At 74.3% G+C, this 13,451-nt stretch carries 13 protein-coding genes and 1 other RNA gene; 6 read left to right on the top strand and 8 right to left on the bottom strand.

Annotated elements, in window-relative coordinates; translation table 11 throughout:
• Positions 1–74: 74 nt before the first annotated feature.
• The 3 genes from rnpB to ACWD0J_RS14745 all read right to left on the bottom strand — a co-directional run bounded on the left by rnpB (position 75) and on the right by ACWD0J_RS14745 (position 2,779).
• Positions 75–476: RNase P RNA component class A (rnpB, locus tag ACWD0J_RS14755), an RNA gene on the bottom strand.
• Between the two features lie 287 nt (positions 477–763).
• On the bottom strand, positions 764–1,816 hold the full coding sequence (locus ACWD0J_RS14750; RefSeq protein WP_451496172.1) for a DMT family transporter: 1,053 nt from the start codon (positions 1,814–1,816) through the stop codon (positions 764–766).
• Positions 1,817–1,957: 141 nt separating this feature from the next.
• Positions 1,958–2,779 carry an AraC family transcriptional regulator gene (locus tag ACWD0J_RS14745; protein WP_451496171.1) on the bottom strand — a complete coding sequence of 274 codons (822 nt, stop codon included), beginning with the start codon at positions 2,777–2,779 and terminating at the stop codon, positions 1,958–1,960.
• A gap of 219 nt (positions 2,780–2,998) precedes the next feature.
• Here ACWD0J_RS14745 and ACWD0J_RS14740 point away from each other — a divergent pair, with 219 nt between their 5' ends.
• Positions 2,999–3,772, top strand: coding sequence for a MerR family transcriptional regulator (locus tag ACWD0J_RS14740; protein WP_451496170.1), 774 nt, complete (start codon positions 2,999–3,001; stop codon positions 3,770–3,772).
• The gene (locus ACWD0J_RS14735) at positions 3,769–4,374 is read left to right on the top strand and encodes a hypothetical protein (RefSeq protein WP_451496169.1); all 606 of its coding nucleotides are present in this window, start codon (positions 3,769–3,771) and stop codon (positions 4,372–4,374) included. Before ACWD0J_RS14740 ends, ACWD0J_RS14735 begins: the two co-directional genes overlap by 4 nt.
• On the opposite strand, the gene ACWD0J_RS14730 is transcribed toward ACWD0J_RS14735, so the two are convergent.
• Entirely contained in the window at positions 4,325–5,764 is a 1,440-nt protein-coding gene (locus ACWD0J_RS14730; protein ID WP_451496168.1) for an RNB domain-containing ribonuclease, read from the bottom strand. The two genes, ACWD0J_RS14735 and ACWD0J_RS14730, sit on opposite strands and share 50 nt — an antisense overlap.
• A gap of 78 nt (positions 5,765–5,842) precedes the next feature.
• On the opposite strand from ACWD0J_RS14730, the gene yaaA reads away from it, so the two are divergent.
• Together yaaA and eda are read left to right on the top strand one after the other, a co-directional pair.
• Positions 5,843–6,625, top strand: coding sequence for a peroxide stress protein YaaA (gene yaaA / locus ACWD0J_RS14725; RefSeq protein WP_451496167.1), 783 nt, complete (start codon positions 5,843–5,845; stop codon positions 6,623–6,625).
• 89 nt (positions 6,626–6,714) lie between these two features.
• Positions 6,715–7,353 carry a bifunctional 4-hydroxy-2-oxoglutarate aldolase/2-dehydro-3-deoxy-phosphogluconate aldolase gene (eda, locus tag ACWD0J_RS14720; protein ID WP_451496166.1) on the top strand — a complete coding sequence of 213 codons (639 nt, stop codon included), beginning with the start codon at positions 6,715–6,717 and terminating at the stop codon, positions 7,351–7,353.
• An 86-nt stretch (positions 7,354–7,439) separates the two neighbouring features.
• On the opposite strand, the gene ACWD0J_RS14715 is transcribed toward eda, so the two are convergent.
• From ACWD0J_RS14715 to ACWD0J_RS14705, 3 genes are read right to left on the bottom strand one after another with little or no spacing between them, the layout of a single operon-like run.
• A complete protein-coding gene (locus tag ACWD0J_RS14715) occupies positions 7,440–9,092 on the bottom strand; it encodes a bifunctional RNase H/acid phosphatase (RefSeq protein WP_451496165.1) in 1,653 nt (550 codons plus the stop codon).
• 11 nt (positions 9,093–9,103) lie between these two features.
• Positions 9,104–9,847: a zinc ribbon domain-containing protein gene (locus tag ACWD0J_RS14710; RefSeq protein WP_451496216.1), complete on the bottom strand. Its 744-nt coding sequence runs from the start codon at positions 9,845–9,847 to the stop codon at positions 9,104–9,106.
• Positions 9,844–10,701, bottom strand: coding sequence for a Nif3-like dinuclear metal center hexameric protein (locus ACWD0J_RS14705; protein ID WP_451496164.1), 858 nt, complete (start codon positions 10,699–10,701; stop codon positions 9,844–9,846). The genes ACWD0J_RS14710 and ACWD0J_RS14705 overlap by 4 nt, the downstream gene beginning before the upstream one ends.
• 187 nt (positions 10,702–10,888) lie before the next feature.
• Between ACWD0J_RS14705 and ACWD0J_RS14700 the strand changes: the two genes are divergently transcribed.
• On the top strand, positions 10,889–12,178 hold the full coding sequence (locus ACWD0J_RS14700; protein WP_451496163.1) for a hypothetical protein: 1,290 nt from the start codon (positions 10,889–10,891) through the stop codon (positions 12,176–12,178).
• 49 nt (positions 12,179–12,227) lie between these two features.
• On the top strand, positions 12,228–12,380 hold the full coding sequence (locus ACWD0J_RS14695; RefSeq protein WP_451496162.1) for a hypothetical protein: 153 nt from the start codon (positions 12,228–12,230) through the stop codon (positions 12,378–12,380).
• A 107-nt stretch (positions 12,381–12,487) separates the two neighbouring features.
• Here ACWD0J_RS14695 and ACWD0J_RS14690 read toward each other — a convergent pair whose 3' ends face one another.
• Positions 12,488–13,450, bottom strand: a complete 963-nt coding sequence (locus ACWD0J_RS14690) for a 3-oxoacyl-ACP reductase (RefSeq protein WP_451496161.1) — start codon at positions 13,448–13,450, stop codon at positions 12,488–12,490.
• Position 13,451 lies beyond the last annotated feature (1 nt).

The following is a 13,451-nucleotide window of genomic DNA, read 5'->3' as shown; positions in this document are numbered from 1 at the left end:
CTATGACCGGAGCAGAGGAGCATCTCCGACACAGGCTCCAGCAAGATCACAAGGTCGGCTCGGAGCGGTCACGGCAGACGAGTCGGGCTGTACGCCGGGTTCTGTCGCCCGGTCGCCTCGCGGCGGCCGGGGAGACGGCCATCCATCTAGGGCCGGCGTTGCCGCCGGCCTCGTGCGGTCTACCCGCGGACTCGGGCGGGCAGCCCTCGAACGTCCGCGCAGAGTGCGTTTTACCGCGCTCCTTTTGACCTTGCTCCGGGTGGGGTTTACCTAGCTGCCCAGGTCACCCTGGGCACTGGTGGTCTCTTACACCACCGTTTCACCCTTACCGAGGACCGAGGTCCCCGGCGGTCTGTTTTCTGTGGCACTGTCCCGCGGGTCACCCCGGGTGGCTGTTAGCCATCACCCTGCCCTGTGGAGCCCGGACGTTCCTCGGGAAGCCCCAGGGGGCTCCACGCGGCCGTCCGCCCGGCTCGTCTGCCGTGTGGACCATGTTACCGGGCGCGGGCCCGGTCTCGGTCCGGCCGGGGGTCCGGAGGGAGTCCGGTCGATGGTCCGGCCCGCGGCGGAGCCGCTGTACGAGGCCCCGCCGCCCCTCGGGTGACGCGGCACCGGGCGGGTGGTCGAACCCCGGACCGGACCAGACCGGAGCCCGGCACAGGGCGGGTGATGGCCGACCCGAGCCGGAGACATACACGGACGCCTGGCGGCCGGCCCTGGCCGGAGGCACACACCTCGCCTGCAATCTCCGTGGACAGAGCATCTAGCCCGGATCGGACGCCGACCCCGGCCGGCCGGCCGATCCCGGTTCGGAGCCCGGCCCGCCGCCCCGTGTGTCCGATCCCGGACCGGAGCCGGCGGCAGAAACCGGGCTGGTGGCCGCCCCCGAACCGGTAGCAGGCACCGGGATGGTGACCGACCCCGAACCGGTAGCAGGCACCAGAGGTGCCGCCGACCCCGGTCCGGCCGCCGTCGCCAGCACCGACCCCGCCAGGATCAGCGTGAACGCCGCCACCACCCCCGCCGTCAGGCGTTCGTCCAGGAACACCGCGCCCGCCGCCACCGCGACCGCCGGGTTGACGTACGTGAACACCGTCGCCCGGGTCGGGCCGACCTCCTTGATCAGCTCCAGGAAGGCGACGAAGGCGAGGGCCGTGCAGATGACGCCGAGGGCCGCGAGGGCGGTCAGGACGGAGGGCGAGGGCGTCGTGGACGGCCAGGTCAGCGCCGCCGCGGGCGCGTAGACCAGGGCCGCGAGGGCCAGGCACGGGGCGATGAGCTGGAGGGTCGGGACGTCCTTCAGGTAGCGCGCGGCAATCAGCGGGGCCGTCGCGTAGCCGATCACCGTCACCAGCACCTCGGCCAGGCTCAGCGCGTCTCCGCCGGTCAGGTGCGGGACCGTGAGGACCGCGACGCCCGCCAGGCCCAGGCCGAGCCCGACGACGCGCCTCACCCCCAGCCTCTCCGTGGCGCCGAAGAAGCGGGCCAGGGCGACGCCGACGATCGGGACGCCCGCGATCAGCAGGCCCGCCGTGGAGCTGGACAGGTGGCGTTCGGCGTCGGTCAGGGTCCACCAGGGACCGATGATCTCTATGCAGGCGAAGGCCAGCAGGGGCCGCCAGTGCCTGCGGACGGTCGACGGCAGGCCGCCCTGTCGTAGCGCGAAGGGCATCAGCAGTACGGCGCCCAGCGCGCAGCGCGTGAACACCACCACGGACGGGGACAGCGGGGCGTCCACCGCCACCTTGATCAGTAGGTAGGGGATGCCCCAGACCACTCCCATCAGGGAGAACAGGAACCAGCCGCGTGCAGTCATGCGGCCATGCTCACCGGATCGGCGGCGTGCGTCTTGAACGCTGTTGCGGTCCGCGGGGGCCGGGGCCCGCCCAGCATCAGCGCCCCCGACCGTCAGCACCCCCGACCATCAGCGCCCCCGACCGTCGAGCGCCCCCGACCATCAGCGGCGCTCGTCGTGAACGCTGGTGCGGTACGCCGCCGGGGTCACGCCCACCACCCGCCGGAACCAGCGCGTCAGGTGCGCCTGGTCGGCGAAGCCCACCCGGCCCGCCACCTCCGCCGGTCGCAGTCCGCTCTCCAGCAGGCCGCGCGCCCGATGCACCCGGTGCTGCGCCAGCCAGGCATACGGGGGGATCCCCATCGTCGTACGGAAGGCCCGCAGGAGCTGGTAGCGGGACAGGCCCTGCTCGGCGGCGAGCAGGGCCAGGGACGGGGGTGCCAGGAGGTCGTCGGCGAGGCGGTCGCGTACCGCGTGGGCGATGTGCGCGGCGCCGGGGAGCGTGTCGGCGCAAGGGCGGGCCGTGGAGTGGCGGCGGGTCAGGGCCGTGAGGAGCCACGGGAGGCGGGACTCCGCCTCCAACGGGTCGGGGCAGGCGCTGAGTTCGGTGTGGGCGCGGCTCAGGGCGGTGGCCAGTTCGGGGTCGTCCAGGAGCGGCTCGCGGAAGTGCGGGAGGCCGGCGTCGAGGGTGCCGTCGGTGAGGAGGGAGGGGTCGGGGTACAGGGCTCGGTAGGCGTAGCCGTCCGACGCGGCCGGGCGGCCGGTGTGCATCTCGCCGGGAGCGAGGACGACGATCGAGCCCGGGCCGGGGCACAGGCGGTCGCCCCGGTAGTCGATGACCTCGGAGCCGGCGACGCAGATGCCGATGCTGAACTGCTCGTGCGTGTGCGAGGCGTAGGCGTGGCGGTCGAAGCGGGCGGTGAGCAGGTCGAGCGGGGGGCCGCAGCGGCCTAGGCGTGCCCTGGTCCACCGTGCCTGTTCCATGCGCCGCCCCCTGGTCGTCGTGCTGTGGGGGGAACGCCTGAGGGCTCAGAGATAGTCCGACGTGTCCAGGTCGAAGGCGGAGGGTTCCGGGAGGGTGAGCGGCTTGCCGAAGGCGGCGGCGCGGAGTTCCCGGTGGTCGCCGGACGCCGGGTCGCTGAACGGTGTGGTCCATGAGGCCTCTCTTGACCCTGCCGCAGCGTCAGCGTTTGTACTGGTCCCATGCGGATCGGAGAACTCGCCGCGGCCGTCGGCGTCACGACGCGGACCGTGCGGCACTACCACCACCTGGGCCTGCTCCCGGAGCCCGAGCGGCTCGGTAACGGATACCGGGACTACACGCTCCGGCACGCCGTCGTGCTCGCCCGGATCCGGCGGCTGGCCGAGCTGGGGCTCGGGCTCGCCGAGGTGCGGGACGTGCTCGCCGAGGACGCCGGGAAGGATCTCGTCGAGGTGCTCACCGAGCTGGACGAGGACCTCGCCCGGCAGGAGGCGGCGATCGGGGAGCGGCGGGCCCGGCTGCGCGGTCTTCTCCAGGCGGGCGCGCTGCCCGTCGAGGGGCCGGTCTCGTCCGAGCTCGCGGCGCTGTTCCGCGAGGTGGGGCCGGTGCCCGGCTCCCCCATGGCCGCGAAGGACCGGGAGATCCTCGCGCTGCTCGACACCGCGGCCCCTCCGGCGGACCGGGAGCGGCTGGTCGGGCTGCTGGGCGGCGCCCTGAGCGCTCCGGGCGGGATCGAGCGGGTGCACAGGGCGTACGCCCTGCTGGACGAGCTCGCCGACGCGGACCTGGCGGACCCGGGGGTGACCGGGCGGGTGGACGAGGCCGCGCGGGCGCTCGCCGACTGTCTGCCCCGCGACCTGCTCCCGGAGGCCGGCATCGATCACGAGGACAGTTCCGACAATTTCCTGCGCGCGTTGTACGCCGATTTCGCGCCCGCGCAGGCCGAGGTGATCCGCCGGACGATGCGGATCCTGACCGAGAGGGGGAGCCCATGAGGGTCGTCCACGTCCTCGCCCGGCACGAGGTGCGGATGCTCGCGAGTCTCGTGCTGTGGATGGCGAGGAGACGCCACGGGACGGACGGCGGGCGGGCGTTCGGGTACGCCCGGGGGCAGGGACCGATGATGTTCGGGTTCGCGTTCGTGTGCCTGGTCGAGACGGTGACGATGTCGGTGCTGCTGCGGGACTGGCCGGTCCCGCACGCGGTGATGTTCTTCCTGGACGTGTACACGATCGTCTTCATCGTCGCGCTGCACGCGGCGAACGTGGTCCGGCCCCATGTGCTGGAGGCCGGTCACCTCCGTCTCCGCCGTGCCGTGCACGTCGATCTGCGCGTCCCGCTGGAGCGGATCGCCTCCGTACGCCGGGAGTTGCGGACCGTGCACGAGAAGCAAGCCGAGGGTCAACTCGACCTCGCCGTAGGGGCGCAGACCTCCGTCACCCTCGAACTCGCCGAGCCGGTCGCCCACTTCACCTTCTTCGGCCGGCGTCGGGACATCCGTCGCGTCCGCTTCCACGCCGACGACGCGACCGAACTCGTCCGCGCCCTCACGCAGGCGCGAAACGCACCGTCGCCGCTCCCGGATCGGCCCGGGTGAGCCGTACCCGCAGCCGCTCCCCCAACGGCAGCGGCGCTCCACCGCCCTCGATCCGGCCGATGACCGCCGGGGACTCCACCTGCACGGTGCCCACGGTGGGCCGGCGCTCCTCCACGTCCACGACGCACCCGTCGAACACCTCCCCCACCCGGTCCTGGAGCAGTGCGGCCTCGACGACGTCGACGCATCCGCGCTCCACGGCACCCGCCCGGCGACCGCCGGCCGTCATCTCCTCCGGCAGCGCGTCGAGTGCGGCGAGCACCCAGTCGGGCGGGGCGTGGCCGGCGACGGCCGCGAGGCAGATCTCGGACGCGTACCGGTCGACGAGGCGGCGCAGCGGGGCCGTGCAGTGGGCGTAGGGCGCGGCGACGGCGGCGTGTGTGGTGATCTCCGGGAGGCGGCCGTCGCGGAAGGGCGTGTAGCCGGCGCCGCGCAGGAGGGTCGTGCACTCCTGGAGGAAGGCCGCGTGGTGCGGGAGGCGGGGATCCAGGGACCGGACGAGCCGCGCGTACGAGACGTGGTGCGGCCAGTCGACGCGCAGGGCGTGCGCGGTACGGCGGAGCCGGCCGACGGCGCCGTCCGGGGCGGCGGGCAGGGTGCGCAGGATGCCGGTGCCGTGCGTGATCATCAGGTCCGCCGCCGCCATGCCGGTGAGCAGGGAGATCTGGGCGTTCCAGCCCTCGGCGGGCAGCGGGGCCCGGTAGACCGGCTGGTACGCGCCGTCCCGGGCGACGATCTCCTGCTCGGGCAGGTTCAGCGAGATGCCGCCGCGCTCGGCCTCCAGCGTCTCCCGCAGCCGGCCGATCTCCCCGAGGAGGGCGAGCGGTTCCTCCGCCGCACGTGAGTCGATCTGTCGCTGTACGCCCGCGTAGTCGAGCTTGGCCCGGCTGCGGACGAGGGCCCGCCGGACGTCGACGGCGACCGTACGGCCGTCCGCGTCGAGGTCGATCGTCCACAGAGCGGCGGGGCGCACCTGGTCCGGGAGCAGGCTGGCGGCGCCCTCGCCGAGCACGGGCGGGTGCAGCGGGACCTTCTCGTCGGGGAAGTAGAGCGTGGTCACCCGCCGGTGCGTCTCGGTGTCGAGCGCCGAGGCGGGGACGACGAACGCGGCGACATCGGCGATGGCGTACCGGACGCGGTAGCCGGTGCCCCGCCGGGACAGGTGCATCGCCTGGTCCAGGTCGGTGGAGGCGGGCGGGTCGATGGTGAACAGGGGAATGCCGGTGGCGTCGTACGAGGGGAGCGCGGGCGTCTTCGCCGCGCGGTCGGCGTCGGCGAGCGCCTGGGGCGGGAAGCTCTCGGGCACCCCGAGTTCGGCACGCAGTGCGGTGAAGGCGGCTCGCAGCGGCGCTTCGGCGGCGCCGGTCACGTGGATGCGGCGGCGGGGCATACAGCGAGCGTAGGGCCCGGGCGCCCCGGTGGCACGCCGTACGCTGTTGCGGAGCTCAACCAGAAGGAGACCGATCCCGTGCTTGTCCTGCTGCCGCCCTCCGAAGGCAAGGCGTCCTCCGGTCGCGGCGCCCCGCTGAAGCTGGAGTCGCTGTCGCTGCCGGGGCTCACCGAGGCCCGCGCGGCCGTGCTCGACGAGCTGGTGGAGCTGTGCGCCGCCGACGAGGACAAGTCCCGCGAGGTACTGGGGCTGAGCGAGGGCCTGCGGGACGAGGTCGCGAAGAACGTGCGGCTGCGCACGGCCGGGGCGCGGCCCGCCGGCGAGATCTACACCGGTGTGCTGTACGACGCCCTGGACCTGGCCTCGCTGGAGGCCGCCGCGAAGCGCCGGGCGGCCCGTTCCCTGCTGGTCTTCTCCGGGTTGTGGGGCGCGGTCCGGGTCACGGACCGGATCCCCTCCTACCGCTGCTCTATGGGCGTACGGCTGCCCGGGCTCGGGGCGCTGGGCGCGCACTGGCGGACGCCGATGGCGTCGGCGCTTCCGGAGGCGGCCGGGGACGGGCTGGTGCTGGACCTGCGGTCCTCGGCGTACGCGGCCGCGTGGAAGCCGAAGGGCGAGGTGGCGGGGCGGACGGCGAGCGTGCGGGTGCTGCACGCGCCGACCCGGAAGGTGGTCAGCCACTTCAACAAGGCGACGAAGGGGCGGATCGTCCGGAGTCTGCTGTCGGCCGGGGTGGCGCCGAAGGGCCCGGCCGAGCTGGTGGAGGCGCTGCGGGACCTCGGGTACGAGGTGGAGGCGCAGGCGCCCGCGAAGGCGGGAGCGGCCTGGGCGTTGGACGTGCTGGTGGACGAGGTCCACTGACACCTCCGCCAGCCGTTACGGCCGTTACTGCCGTTGCAGCATACGCAACGAACTTTGCGCATGCTGCATGCCGGAGGCAGGATGACGCCATGGCCCCGTCGCTCCTGGACCTCGCCCCCGTCGTGCCCGTCCTCGTCGTCGAGGACGCCGCCGACGCCGTGCCCCTCGCCCGGGCACTGGTCGCGGGCGGGCTGCCCGTGATCGAGGTGACGCTGCGGACGCCCGCCGCGCTGGACGCGATCCGGGCGGTCGCCCGGGAGGTGCCGGACGCCGTGGTCGGCGCGGGCACGGTGCTCACGCCGGGGCAGGTGACGCGGGCGGTGGCGGCCGGGGCGCGCTTCCTGGTGAGCCCGGGCTGGACGGACGTACTGCTGACGGCGATGCGGGGAGCCGGGGTGCCGTTCCTGCCGGGGGTGTCCACGACGTCCGAGGTGGTGGCGCTGCTGGAGCGCGGGGTGCGGGAGATGAAGTTCTTCCCGGCCGAGGCGGCGGGCGGCACGGCGTATCTGAGGTCGCTGGCCGGGCCGTTGCCGCGGGCCCGGTTCTGTCCGACCGGCGGGATCGGGCCGGGGAACGCGCCCGCGTACCTGGCTCTGCCCAACGTCGGCTGTGTGGGCGGTACGTGGATGCTTCCCGGGGAGGCCATCGCCGCCCGGGACTGGGGGCGGGTCGAGGCGCTGGCACGGGCCGCGGCGGGACTCAGGGACGGTTCACGGGCGCGGGCGTGAGGTGCCGCTGAGGGTGCCGGACGCTCACGGACGCGGGTGCGACCTGCCGTTGACGATGCCGGACGCGCCCTTGACCAACCGGACGCTCACGGACGCAGGTGCGAGGTGTCGTTGAGGAGCCGGACGCTCGCGTTGCCGTCGGCGTAGTACGCGACCGCCGACAGGGAGGCCGCCGACAGCTCCATGCGGAACAGGGACTGCGGCGGGGCACCGAGGGCGAGCCGTACGAACGTCTTGATCGGGGTGACGTGGGTGACCAGCAGCACCGTGCGGCCCGCGTGGGCGGCGACCAGCCTGTCACGGGTGGCGGCGATCCGGGTGGCGGTGGCCGCGAAGCTCTCGCCGCCGCCGGTCGGTTCGGCCTCCGGGTCGGCCAGCCAGGCGTTCAGGTCGTCCGGGTGGCGCTCGCGCACCTCGCCGAAGGTGAGGCCCTCCCAGGCGCCGAAGTCGGTCTCCCGCAGCCCGTCGTCGACCGTGACGTCCAGGCCGAGGCGGGCGGCCACGGCGGCGGCGGTCTCACGGGTTCGGGCCAGGGGCGAGGCGACGATGTGCTCGATGGTCCCGCGCCGGGCCAGGGCCGCGGCGACCCGCTCGGCCTGCTCCCGGCCGACGTCGGACAGCGAGGGATCACTTCCACCGCTGCCGGAGAACCGCTTCTGCGGCGTCAGCGGGGTCTCCCCGTGCCGCAGCAGCACGAAGGTGGCGGGAGCGCCCAGGTCGGCGGGCGCCCAGCCCGGCGAGGCGACCGCCTTGGCGGCACGGACATCGGCCCCGGCCTTCCCGGCTCCGGCCTTCGCGGCTCCGCCACCGGCCGCGTCCGGGGAGGGCGTACGCGAATCGACCGCGTCCGGGGAGGGCGTACGCGAATCGGCCGGAGAGGCGGGGACCGGCTGAGGGACGGCCGAGGCGGAGGCAGTGGAGCCCGCCGCGGAGGCGAACCGGGAAGCAGCGGCCGTACCGAAAGCGGGCGCGGAGTCACCCGCCGTGGTGGAGACACCCGCGGGCCCGGAGACACCCGCCGTGGTGGAGACAACCGCGGGCCCGGAGACACCCGCCGTGATGGAGACACCCGCGGGCGCGGAGTCACCCGCAGTCGCGGGCAGCCGCCCGGCGGCCCCCGGCGCGGAAGCCCCGTCCGCCACCGCGTCCCGCTCCGGTGCGCCTCCCGGCGCGGCGGCGGCGCGGCCGCCCGACAGTGCCGCGCGCACCCGGGCCGCGCCCAGCGCCGCGTCCCCGGGCGGGCCGGACGGCTCAGGAACAGCACCCCTCACCACCGCTGCCGCCGTCGCGTCCAGCTCGGCCGTGGACGCCGACGGCGACCACTGCTCGCCGCGCTTGCCGGCGTCCATCGCCTCGTTGGCCAGCCGGTCCGCGTGCTTGTTCCGGTCGCGCGGGATCCACTCGTAGGTGACCTGCGACGCCGGGAACACTCCCGCCGCCTCCCTGGCCAGGGGCTTCATGTCGGGGTGCTTGATCTTCCAGCGGCCCGACATCTGCTCGACGACCAGCTTGGAGTCCATGCGGACGTGGACGCGGGCCGTCGGGTCCAGGGCGTGCGCGGCGCGCAGTCCGGCCACCAGGCCGCGGTACTCGGCGACGTTGTTCGTGGCGGTCCCGATGTACTCGGCCGCCTCGGCCAGGGTCCCGCCCGTGGCCGCGTCGAGCACCACGGATCCGTAGCCCGCGGGTCCCGGGTTGCCCCGCGACCCGCCGTCGGCCTCGACGATGAACTCCCGCACCGGAAAGGCTCCTAGAGGCCGGACTCGGACGTGCGCACCAGGATGCGGCGGCAGTTCTCGCAGCGGACCACCGTGTCGGGCGCCGCCGCGCGGATCTCGTTGAAGTCGGTGATCGCGAGCTCCTGGCGGCAGCCCTGGCAGGTGCGCTGGTACAGCTTGGCCGCGCCGACGCCGCCCTGCTGCTGGCGCAGCTTGTCGTAGAGCTTGAGCAGGTCCGCGGGGATCGCGGCGGCGATGACCTCGCGCTGCTTGGCCGCCGTGGCCTCCTCGCTGTCCAGCGCCTCGAAGGCCGCGTCCCGGCGGGCGGTCGCGTCGTCGATCTTCGACTGGACGGAGGAGACCCGCTCGGTCAGTTCCGCGACCCGCTCCTGGGCGGACTCGCGGCGCTCCATGACCTCCAGGACGATGTCCTCCAGGTCGCCCTGCCGCTTGGCGAGCGAGACGATCTCGCGCTGGAGGTTCTCCAGATCCTTCGGGGAGGTGGCCGCGCCGGAGTCCAGGCGCTGCTGGTCGCGGGCGGCGCGCTGGCGCACCTGGTCCACGTCCTGCTCGGCCTTGATCTGCTCGCGGGCGGTGTCGCTCTCCTCGGTCTGCGCGGCGACGAGGAGGTCGCGCAGCTGCGTCAGGTCCTTGGTCAGCGACTCGATCTCGGCGTGCTCGGGCAGCGACCGGCGCTTGTGCGCGAGCTGCTGGAGGCGGGCGTCGAGGTCCTGGACTTCGAGGAGGCGGATCTGGTCGGCGGGCGCGGCGTTCAGTTGGGGGCTCCCATTGAGCTAGAGGTCGGCGTGGACGCCGCGTGGGCGGTCCAGGGGTCGGTGACCGTCCGGGAGACGTGGACCCTCAGGCCCCATCCCTTCCGGTCGGAAATTTCGTCGAGCTGGGCGGCGGCCAGCTCGCACCAGGGCCATTCGGTGGCCCAGTGGGCGGCGTCGAGCAGCGCGAGGGGGCTGTCGGCGACGGCCTCGGAGGCGGGGTGGTGGCGCAGGTCCGCGGTGAGGAAGACGTCGGCGCCGGCCGCGCGGACCTGGTCGAAGAGGCTGTCGCCGGAGCCGCCGCTGACGGCGATCGTGCGCACGGTCGCCTCCGGGTCGCCGGCCACGCGGATGCCCTGCGCGGTGGCGGGCAGCCGCTCGGCGGCGCGGGCGGCGAGCTCGCGGACGGTGAGGGGGTGGTCCAGTTCGCAGATCCGGCCCAGGCCCCGGCGGCCCTCCGGGTCGGTGGGGTCCGGCACCAGCGGACGGACGACCCGCAGGCCGAGCGCGCCCGCGAGGGCGTCGGAGACGCCCGGGTCCGCGGTGTCCGCGTTGGTGTGGGCCACGTGCAGCGCGATGTCGTTCTTGATCAGGGTGTGCACCACGCGGCCCTTGACGGTGGAGGCCGCGACCGTCGTCGTGCCGCGCAGATAGAGGGGGTGGTGGGTGACCAGCAGACCGGCGCCCAGTTTCACCGCCTCGTCCACGATCTCCCGGACCGGGTCGACGGCGAAGAGGACCCGCGCGACCTCCTGGTCGGGGTCGCCCACGACGGTGCCGACCGCGTCCCAGGACTCGGCCCGCTCGGCGGGCCACAGGTTCTCCAGCGCGGCGATGACTTCAGACAGACGGGGCACGGCTCAAGGCTACCTGGCTGTTCTCGCCCCCCGAACCGGTGGAGCCGCCGGTCGTCCCGCCCAGCACACTCGCCCCGGCTTCCTCAGGCGAATCGTTTCGGGGCCATCCATTCGTGTGAAGTGAGCGCCTGCCGGTCCCCCGCCCGTGCGTACGAAAACTAGCTTCGTCGCCGGAGGTGACCGAACGATGACGGCCTGTGCGACTGAGTCCGCCGCGTCGGACGAAGACGGAGGGATCCCGCAGGCGGGATGCGCGCTCACCGTCGACGGCTCCTACGCCGCCCGCCTGGCACGGCACGGCGACTCCCTGTTCCCCGAGCGCTGGACACTGGGCGGGCCCGAGCCGTACGCGGTGCCGCTGCCCGGCAACCAGCCGGAGGAGCCCGGCACCGAGGTGCAGCCGATGGGTGACGGGCGGGTGCTCATCCGGCGGCTGCTGGACGGACGGCACGCCTTCTCCCTGCTGTACCCCACCGGACCGGACACCGGTGAGCTGCCGCTCGGCGCGGTCGAGTGCCCGGACGAGGGCACCCGGCTGCGGCTGCTGCCGCCCGCGCCGGGCGGCGACAAGGCGTACGCCCTCGCCGTGGGCCGGCGCTCCAGCGCGGTGTGGCTGGTGGTGGGCGGCGCCTTCGGGCCCGAGCACCTCGCGGAGATCCCGGGGCGCTGCTCGGGCGGCGTGTGGCTGGACGGCACCGGACGGATGCTGGCGCTGGACCGGGAGGCCGGCGGGCGGACCAAGACGGTCGTGGTGGATCTGGAGCGCGCCGGCGAGGTCTCGCCGCTGCTGCAGATCGCCGCGGACAGCGACGACCGGCTGCTGCTCGCGGACCCGGACAGCGGGCTGCTGTTGATCCGCTCCGACGCACCGTCACCGGGACGGCACCGGCTGGGCTGGGGGGTGCTGGGCAGCACGCTGCCGGTGCGCTTCCCGGAGTGCCTGCGGGTGGACGGCTGCACGGTCACCCCGTTCGCGATCCAGCCCGGCCAGGTCCTGATGCCGGAGGGCTGCGCGGTGGCGCTGCGGGTCGACGGTCCGTTCGGCGGCTGGGTCGCGGTGTGGCGGCCGGCGGCCCGGCGGGTCCACCACCTCCCGGCACCCGAGGGGTGGCTGGCGGGCGCGGGCCGCTGGACCGAGGACGGGGTGCTCCACCTGCCGTACGCCACGGCCGAGGCGCCGTGCGGACTGGCACGGGTGGCGGCACCTGCGGGCGAGACGGGAGACGCGGGGCCGGGGGACGCGGGGGACGGGGACGCGGCGGACGGCGGTCCGGGGGACCCGGTCGGGGGCGGTACGGCCGCACGGGCGGCGTCGGGGAGTGTGCCCCCCGGGCCGGACGAGCCGCCGGAAGCGGATCCTGAGGCCCCGGTCGCGGCCCGTCCGGTGCCCTTGCAGCAGGCGCCCCTGGGCCGTCTTGTAACGAACCAGTGCCGGTTGGCCGGGCCGTCTGGATTCGGGCCGTGGAGTGCCGGTTAAACTCGCCCGGCGGCAAGAAGGATCATGTTGACGGGGTGAATCACATCCGATGAGTGACGCCAGCACACACCAGTCGACCGCCGACTCCCAGGAGCCCTCCGGCCACGGCCGGCACCGGGGTCCCGTCGCGGTCCACGACGACGAGGCGGCCCCTCGCGGCCGTCACCGCAAGCCGGTCGAACAGACCGAGTCCGCGGCCTGAACGACACACGGCCCTGGCTTCCCGTACTGGTACGGGAAGCCGGGCCGTGTGCTGGTACGGGAAGCCGGGCCGTGTGCTGTCTACTCCCGCTGCTCCCGCTGCTCCCGCTAGTCCCGCTTGAGGCCCAGCACCTCGGCCGCCGCGAACGTCTCCCCGTCCGGCCGTCGCGCGTAGTGCGGGGTGAGCAGCGCGTCCAGCTCGTCGTAGCTGAACGTGTCCTGCTCGCTGTCGAACTTCGCGGCCACCCGCGGGCGTTCGACGACGGCCACCATGCCTCCGTGGACGACGAGCAGCTGGCCGTTGACCCGGGCGGCGGCCGGTGAGGCCAGGTAGCCGACGAGGGGGGCGACGTGCTCGGGCGCGAGCGGGTCCAGTCCGTTCCCGGGGTGTTCGAGGCCGGCGAAGACGTCCTCGGTCATCCGGGTGCGGGCGCGCGGGCAGATGACGTTGGCCGTCACGCCGTACTTGGCGAGCGCGAGGGCGGTGGAGGTGGTGAGCCCGACGATGCCGCCTTTCGCCGCCGCGTAGTTGGGCTGTCCGGCGGACCCGGCGAGGAACGCCTCCGACGAGGTGTTCACGATCCGCCCGTACACCGGCCCGCCCGCCGCCTTGGACCGTGCGCGCCAGTGTGCCGCCGCGAAGCGGGTGGTGTTGAAGTGGCCCTTGAGGTGGACCCGGATCACCGCGTCCCAGTCGTCCTCGGTCATGGAGAAGACCATGCGGTCGCGCAGGATGCCCGCGTTGTTCACCAGGACGTCCAGCCGGCCGAACTCGGCGACGGCCGACTCGACCAGTTCTGCGGCCTGTCGGAAGTCCGACACGTCCCCGGTGTGGGCGAGGGCCGTTCCGCCCGCGGCGCGGATCTCGGCGGCGACCTGCTCGGCGGGTGCCGTGGAGGCCTCGCCCGAGCCGTCCCGGCCGGGCTGACCGTAGTCGTTGACGACGACGGCCGCGCCCAGCCGGGCCAGCTCCAGCGCCTCGGCGCGGCCGAGCCCCCGGCCCGCGCCGGTGACGATCGCGGACCGCCCGTCGAGTGGTGGTGACGGTGGTGGTGACAGTGGCGGTGACATC

The organism is Streptomyces sp. NPDC003011, from assembly GCF_053591515.1.
The sequence above is the reverse complement of the archived record's forward strand: the minus strand, read 5'-3'. Positions and strand labels throughout refer to the sequence as shown.